The organism is Bacillus sp. JJ722, from assembly GCF_036963345.1.
Taxonomy (GTDB): Bacteria; Bacillota; Bacilli; order Bacillales; family DSM-1321; genus Bacillus_AD.
In genome coordinates, this window is record NZ_JBALMO010000341.1 from 1 (window position 1) to 6,936 (window position 6,936).

Here is a 6,936-nt window from a genome sequence, read left to right on the forward strand (position 1 = left end):
ATTTAGTTGCAATGGAAATGACAAAATAAATATGTGCATTTTTGCTTATAACCGGTAAAAGCAGGTGAAGAATGGAGAGAATTAACTGTTGCCGTCGTACACGTCCTTTATTTATGAATATTTTCAGTTTACCAATGACAGTATTCTTTGCACCAGAACCCTCCTGAGCACACAGAGGGGCACAGTAGTCTTATATAAATTTTATATAAATTTATTATCAATAATATATTATGCATATTAAAATCTGGTCTTTATAATGAAGATATTATTTTTAAAAGGAGGAAATAGAATGGAGTTTAGTAAACTTGGCAATAGCGGATTAACAATAAGCAAGATTGCATACGGAAACTGGATAAATCATGGGGGGAAAGTAAATGAAGCTACGGCAAATGAGTGTGTTAAAGCAGCACTAGATGTCGGTATAACAACATTCGATACTGCTGATGTTTATTCAGACACTAAAGCTGAAGAAATACTCGGCCGGTCTTTACAAGGTATACGACGGGAGAGCATTGAACTATGTACAAAGGTGTGCCATCCGACTGGGAATGGGCAAAACGATAAAGGTTTATCACGAAAACATATTCTAGAAAATTGTAATGCATCTTTGCATCGGTTACAGACCGACTATATTGATGTCTATTATGCACACAGATTTGACCCAACTACTCCTCTTGAAGAAACGATGTTAGCTTTCGCAGATCTTGTAAGACAAGGTAAAGTGCTTTATATCGGTGTAAGTGAGTGGACAGCAGAACAAATCACCCGCGGGGCAGCACTTGCACGAGAATTGAATATTCCGCTCATCGCTAGCCAACCCCAGTATTCAATGTTGTGGCGAGTTATCGAAACCGATGTGATACCAACCTGTCAACGTGAGGGACTTGGGCAAGTAGTATGGTCGCCTGTCGCACAAGGTGTTCTCACTGGAAAATATCTACCCCAAAAACCAGTACCAACTCAATCACGTGCCAATTCTCCTGCTGGCAAACCATTTTTTCATAAACTTGCACAACGTTGGATGAACGACAATGTGCTCAATGCTATCCAGAAGCTCAAACCCATCGCACAAGAGATTGATCTTACTCTCGCTCAACTCGCAGTAGCTTGGGTACTACAAAACCAGAATGTTTCCTCAGCAATTATCGGTGCCTCGAGTCCGGAACAGGTAAGAGAGAATGCGTTCGCTTCTGGTGTAAAACTAGAACCTGAAATAATGAATCAGATTGATGAAGTACTAGGAGATTTCATTGAGTATGATTCGAGTAAAACAGGTTAAGATTTTAGCATGTCACTTAACCAGAAATACTCAACTTTAAAGTTTAAATAAAATCAGAATTCTTTCTTTGTAATATTTTACTGCCCATCCCATCAAGATGGGCTTTTATTCTTGGTGATCAAGTTGTGAAATCGAATAAACTTCTCTAACAACTGTTAAGAAATGATCTACTATTGCAGAATTTTCATCTTGTCTCCATCCAACATATAGATTTACTTTTGGTGTAGTCTCTTGGATTTTTTTATAGATAACCCCAGTGCGTTTATAACTTTCCACTGACGATGGAACGACAGAAACTCCCATTCCTGTTGCAACTAAATTAACAATAGTTTGCATTTGAATAGCTTCTTGAACAATATTTAAACTTACACCATGTTCCCAAAAGTAGCTAATAATTAAATCATAAAAATTTGGACCCAAATGACGCGGAAACAAAATAAATGGTTCATCAATTAACAATTGGAGTGGAATTTCGGGCAATGAGGCGAAAGGGTGATCTTGATGTAAAACCAATCTTAAAGATTCTTCAGAACAAACTTCAGAAGATAGTATCCCGTTGTTCTGTTTAGAACGAATAAATCCAATATGAATTTGTTTCTCATAGAGTGCTTTTAGTTGCTGCTCCGTTGTCATTTCCCGTAAGACAAGATGGATTTTAGGAAAGCGTTCTCGAAATTTATTAAGAACTTCTATAACGATTTCTGTAGAATCGACAAAACCGATTATTAGGTGCCCTATTTTCCCTTCGTCTGCACGCTGTGTTTCTTTAATGGTTTTATCTACTTGAAACAGAGTTTGCCGAGCGCCTTCTAAAAATACCTTCCCAGCATCTGTAAGTTCAACCATTCTTTTTGTTCGATGAAAAAGTTGGACTCCCAATTCTTCTTCTAATTTACGGATTTCTTGGCTTAAAGGAGGTTGTGCCATCCTAAGACGTTCTGCCGCACGACTAAAATTCAATTCTTCTGCCACCATTATGAAATATCGCATTTTTCTAATATCCATTTTAATCGATTCCTTCCATTAAAATCTAACTAGGACTTCTCTTTTATTACCAAACTCATTTAGGTGCCTAGTATTTCTCGTAACCATGCTTATTAACCAAACCAAGTCTTTCTTTACCTGTGTTAGTTGGGAAGAACAAGCGTTGTAAGTTAACCCTTTACCTGTGTGTTTGTACATATCAGTCCATTGTGCCAAAAAGTGATTGAATACAAAGCGTGAACAACCTATTGTTTTCGCAATTAGGATTTCTTGTTTTTTGTTTGGCTAGATACGAAACTTATTAATATCAGCCCTTCTCTTAACTAAGAATGATTATATAACGAGTACGTAAATCGTTCAAAAAAAACTTAAATAACAAATGGACAAAGTCATAAGCTAGAAAAATTATTAATAAAAAAAATCCCTCAATCACCAAAAATGGCTTGAGGGACATTATCTTTTATCCTCTAACTTCTCTATAATCAACGTCTTCTAGCCCAAGCTTTTTGTTTGGTTCTTTAAACCGGCTATTATGTGAAGAAACATACGCCACTTTCGGTGCATTTGGATCAATATGCAGCTTAGCACTATTCAAAGCGAGCACACTCCATCTGTGAAGGCCTCTGCAATCAGCCTTACCTTGCTCTCATGCTCAATAAAATCACCTGCACCATAAACAACCAGGGATATTTGTTTCCCTTTTAGCATTTACCACCGCTACATCATTCTCCATTTCCAATCCCCATTCGGTTAAAGGGCCATAATCATATTCAAGCCATGATTGACAATGACTGTATCAACAGCAACTCTTTTGATTTCACCTGTTTCCATATGAGAGATGGATACTTGATCAATCACATCGTCATTCCCATGCAACCATTATTTCATTTCTCTTCATTTTTCATGATGGCAAATCGAACGAAAATGTTAGCTAATGCAATGAATGTTACACCTACAATAATGCCTAGTGCGTAGGCCCAGAAATTTTCTACTAATGGCCAACCCCAAACTGCTGGGAGTGGATACCATTGTACGGCTCCTAGAACAACTGCTGTTACTGCTCCAAGAGAAGCACCGATCATATTGATGGATATCGTAATAATCGGATTTCGTAACATAAATGGAATTGCTCCTTCACCAATCGCAATAAAACCTAATATTAACGAAGTTGTACCTGTAACACGTAAGTTTTCATCGAATACACGTCTCTTTACAATATATTTATCCAAAATTGTTGCTAAACCTAATCCGATTGGCGGAATAACAATCGCTAATACCCTTGGTGTTAGTGGGAAAATATGATCTGCCGCTAAACCAATCGCGATAGCTCCTGCTGCCTTGTTTACTGGTCCACCTAAATCGAATGCTGTTAAACAAGCAAAAATAATAGATAAGATAATCTCTCCAGAATCTTGATATTTAATAATTAATTCTTGTAACCAAGCATTTAAGGCTCCAAACATTGGGTCAACGATAAAGTAATTTAGAAAGAAAATCACAAGTACCGTAATACCTGGTATAAGAAACATTGGTTTCATTGCTTGTAAATTTTTATGTAAATGAATTTTTTCATTCAAAATTTTAGCAACAAAGCCTGCTGTGATACCGAGAGCAAGTGCCCCAAAGAAACCTGATGGAATTCCACCTTCTACTCCCCAAATTGTATAATGTAAACCAGCTGCAAATGCCCCACCGATAAATCCTGGTGCAATACCTGGACGATCAGCGATTGAGTATGCTAAAAATGCCGCAAACACTGGATACATAAATTTCATAATCATATTTCCATATAACCCTAAGTAATGAAGAATGACTATCATTTGATTCGGATCTGTTGCATATTTTGGATCACCAATTTCTGCTCCAAGACCGTAAGCCCCAGCTCCTAATTGGCCAATACCAATCATTAAACCACCGGCAACAATGACTGGAATCATATAAGAAATACCTGTCATTACACCTTGAGTAATTTGCGAGAAAATAGTTTGTTTCCCTTTAGTTGATTGTTCTCCTTCATCATTATCTTGAACAATTCCATCTGGGTCATTTAAAGCTGTCATTATAATCTCTTTTGCGTTTCTCAATGGTTCCGCTACTCTGCGTTGAATATAAGGTAACCCATTAAAACGACCTTTATCTTTCGCTGCAATATCAGTAGCAAAAATGACTGCTTCTGCTCCTTTTAACACTTCAGGAGTAATTTTATCTTCAATTCCATTTGCACCTTGTTTTTCAACTAAAACTTGAACACCAAGCTCTTTCCCTGCTTTTTCAAGTGCTTCAGCAGCCATATATGTATGAGCAATACCTGCTGCACAAGCCGTTATTGCCACAACTTTTCTTGTGTATTCAATTGGCTCATCATTGACAGAAACGGAATTATTCAAAGCTTTTATGAAGTCAACTTCACTCTTAGCATTTTTAAGTCTGTCATAATATTCTTGATCTAATAATCGTTTGCTTAACTCAGCTAAAAGCTGTAGATGTGTCGATCCAGCTTCGGATTCTGGTATCGCTAATAAAAAGATATATTTAACTTCATTGCTAGGATCAAGGCTGCCCCAATCTAAAATTGGATGATTTACTCTAGCAAATGCAAATGCCGCTTGCTTAACAGCTTTTGATTTACCATGTGGAATCGCAAGACCTGCTTCCATACCAGTCGCAGAATTTTTTTCACGCTCTAATACAGCTTGTTTATACTTATCTTTATCTGATAGGTAACCCTGCCCATCAAGTGCATTAATCAAATGTTCTAATACTTCTTTTTTGGTACTCCAATTCTTATCTAATAAAACAAGGTTTGGGTTAGTCATCTTACTAAGTTCCAATCTGATCAACTCCTTTTGTTTTGTCTAAGCTGGTAAAATTCAGATTTTATTTGCTCCTTTTAATACCATAACTCTTTAAAAGTACACGTTTAGCGTACTTTATACTTTCACAAAAACAGATATATCTATACATAAAAAAAGCCTCACACTATAGAGACCAACTGTAACTATTCATATCATTAGACGAATACCCTTTAACAAATCTTCATTTTTATGAAGTACTGCAAGTTTAAAACTTTCAAATTTCCAGAAGCTTAGTATGAAGTAAAGACGTAAAAAAAAGCCCTTATTTCACGGGCTTTCCTTCGATAATTAATCTGAATCAATTTGGAACTCATTAACATCTAGTGTCAGATTTTCAGCAAGAGTTGCTTGATGAATCGATGAATTAGCTACATTTTGTATCGCATGTAGTGTTTCAGAAATATTGTTTTTAATAGTTGTTGTATTTAGAGCTGAATCATTAGATACGTTCGAAACATTTTTTGTTGCATTTTGAATTTCCAGCATTGATTGCATCATCGTTTCCATTGATAAAGCAAAACTATATGCTAAATCAGTCATCAGGATCGAATCTTTCTCATACTGTAAACCGCTTTCTTGAAATGTATCGTAATCACTATGAACTTTATCATCAAGGAATGATAATAAATCATGGGTGTTATTTGATAAATTCACAAAAGCATTTTCCACTTTATTTGTAATCTTATGGATTTCTTGAACTGTTTGGGATGACTGATCTGCTAATTTTCTAACTTCATCCGCAACTACAGCGAATCCTTTACCATGTTCACCAGCTCTTGCTGCTTCAATCGTTGCATTTAAAGAAAGTAAATTTGTTTCATCTGCAATATCAGCTATTACATTAGCCATTATTTTTACATCTGCTACAATTTTTCCTTCTTCGATTGCTTGTAGTAGTGATTGTTGTTTATCGGCATAAAGTTTACGAGCAATGTTTGAAGATTCAAGGGCTGTCTCTTTTATATGAATTGCACGATCTCGTATTTTGTTGCAATTTTTCACCCCGTCATCTATTTCTTCTTTAATCTGAACGACGTTACTTAGCATTTCCTGAGTAGTTGCATTTATCTGTTCGGTTGCTGAACTTATGGTTTCGCTACCAGACGCCACCTCTTCAGATGAGTGATTAATTTCATCCATGGAAGCATTAACTTCTTCTATTGTTGCAGATAACTCTTCACTCATAGCATTTAAATCTTGAGAGGTATGACTTACTTTTCCTACGAGATTTTGGATTTGTTCAGCTGATTGGTTTAACGACTTAGCAATTTGGCCAAAATCATCTTCAAATATGATCGTTGCTCGTTTTGTTAAATTCCCTTTACCTAATTCTTGAGAAAAATCTAATATAGAATTTATAGATTTTCTTATGTACATTCTTAAAAATATTAATATGACTAGAGAAGCAATTAAAACAATAATAATCGTTGCAATTGTTTTTATAGTAAGACTTTTCGATTTATCAAGATTAGCATCATTAATTTTTTTCGCACTTTCAAGATTTGTTTTCTCTAATTCATTGATGATCATATCTCTTTGCCTTTCAGCTAAAATCATACTGGTTTTCAATACTTGATTTTCTTGAAAGGTTTGTCCCTCTAGAATGTTTTCAGTAAGGCTTGATTGAACCTTTTTATATCTCTGATTTACTAGTTCTAGTTCTTTTACTAAACTTTTTTGTTTCTTACTCATTTTTGTCTTTTTAAATGAACTTATTAATTCATCATTTTCACTTTGAAGAGCTTCTATTTCTTTGTGATTACTTTCTAATTCTGCCTCATTGGTAGTTAACAGCATTCTAAAAGTTAAACTACTTAC

Annotated in this window: 4 protein-coding genes and 2 pseudogenes; 1 reads left to right on the forward strand and 5 read right to left on the reverse strand. The window is 35.5% G+C overall.

The genetic code is table 11. From position 1 onward, the window contains the following. Positions 1-289 precede the first annotated feature (289 nt). On the forward strand, positions 290-1,279 hold the full coding sequence (locus V7014_RS25600) for an aldo/keto reductase family protein (RefSeq protein WP_335511681.1): 990 nt from the start codon (positions 290-292) through the stop codon (positions 1,277-1,279). 105 nt (positions 1,280-1,384) lie between these two features. Here the strand turns inward: V7014_RS25600 and V7014_RS25605 are convergent, their stop codons facing one another. From V7014_RS25605 to V7014_RS25625, 5 genes and pseudogenes are all read right to left on the reverse strand, one after another. Then, positions 1,385-2,284 carry a LysR substrate-binding domain-containing protein gene (locus tag V7014_RS25605; protein ID WP_335511683.1) on the reverse strand — a complete coding sequence of 300 codons (900 nt, stop codon included), beginning with the start codon at positions 2,282-2,284 and terminating at the stop codon, positions 1,385-1,387. A 93-nt stretch (positions 2,285-2,377) separates the two neighbouring features. Further along, positions 2,378-2,548 (reverse strand): annotated as a pseudogene (locus tag V7014_RS25610) (helix-turn-helix domain-containing protein); the annotation flags it as partial. A 175-nt stretch (positions 2,549-2,723) separates the two neighbouring features. Further along, positions 2,724-3,139 (reverse strand): annotated as a pseudogene (locus V7014_RS25615) (NAD(P)/FAD-dependent oxidoreductase); the annotation flags it as partial. A gap of 8 nt (positions 3,140-3,147) precedes the next feature. Beyond that, entirely contained in the window at positions 3,148-5,079 is a 1,932-nt protein-coding gene (locus V7014_RS25620) for a fructose-specific PTS transporter subunit EIIC (RefSeq protein ID WP_438824978.1), read from the reverse strand. Between the two features lie 327 nt (positions 5,080-5,406). Then, a partial coding sequence (locus tag V7014_RS25625) for a methyl-accepting chemotaxis protein (protein WP_335511687.1) occupies positions 5,407-6,936 on the reverse strand: 1,530 nt, incomplete at its 5' end.